Below are 1,001 nucleotides of genomic sequence, written 5' to 3'. Positions count from 1 at the left end.
TCAAACTCTGCGCGACTTGCTCTGCATCGATGACTTTCATCACTTCTCCAAAATAGGCACGTTGAGTTCCAATGTGGGGTTTAACTCATCAATCGAGAAATAAGCCCCTACAGTTAACGCCTAATTAAGCAGCCAAGTATTGAACTCTTCATTCAACTCATCGGCATAATCAGACCACCATTCGTCGTTAATCAAAAACGCCGTTTTAAAGTTCTGAGGCGCGGTCGGCAGGTTCGCCAGAATCTCTGGGCTTACTTCTGCGGAAGAAGACTTACGAGTCGGGCCATACGCGACGTATTTAGCTTGATCCGCCAAAGGCTTAGTACCCGAAGAAAAAGCGATGAAATCGAGGGCAAGTTTTGTATTCGCACTTCCTTTAGGAATAGCCCAGCCGTTCATATAACCCATTTGATGATCCCAAATGATGCGAAATGGTTGGCCTTCATCTTTACGCGCGTTGTGTATCCGGCCATTGAAAGCAGACGCGATTACCACTTCTTTATCTGCCAACATTTGTGGTGGCTGCGCACCTGTCGTCCACCAAAGCACTTGCGGTTTGATGGTGTCGAGTTTGGCAAAGGCGCGTGCTCGCCCCTCTTCAGTTTCTAGTAGGCGGTAAACTTCGTCAGGTTTAACGCCATCGGCCAATAATGCCCATTCAAGGTTACCTTGAGGTTGCTTTTGTAGAGCTCGTCGACCGGGAAAGTTTGTTAAGTCAAAAAGGTCCGTCAACTTGGTTGGTGCCGCTTTACCTTTGAAAGCATCCTCGTTCACCGCTAAGACGGTCGATACGACAATGGTGTTAATCGCACACTCGTGGATCGCCCCATCGATAAAATCCTCTTTTGCTGGTGTCCCGTCAGCGCCGGGAGGCAGAATACTGGGGTTGACGGGTTCCAAAAGCCCTTCCGCGCAGCCTCGAACAATGTCTGGTTTATCCAGCGAGACCAAATCCCAGCGCACGTTGTTTGCTTCTACTTGCGCTTTTATCTCCGCCAAAC

1 protein-coding gene is annotated in these 1,001 nt (G+C 49.1%); it reads right to left on the bottom strand.

Features of this window, described 5'->3' with window-relative positions:
- Positions 1-120 precede the first annotated feature (120 nt).
- A partial coding sequence (locus R7E42_RS25905; protein WP_318073373.1) for a polyamine ABC transporter substrate-binding protein occupies positions 121-1,001 on the bottom strand: 881 nt, incomplete at its 5' end.

Origin of the sequence: Vibrio sp. Vb1337 (assembly GCF_033338715.1) — a bacterium.
In the GTDB taxonomy this organism is placed as follows: domain Bacteria; phylum Pseudomonadota; class Gammaproteobacteria; order Enterobacterales; family Vibrionaceae; genus Vibrio; species Vibrio alginolyticus.
This window is presented reverse-complemented; position numbering and strand designations above follow the sequence as displayed.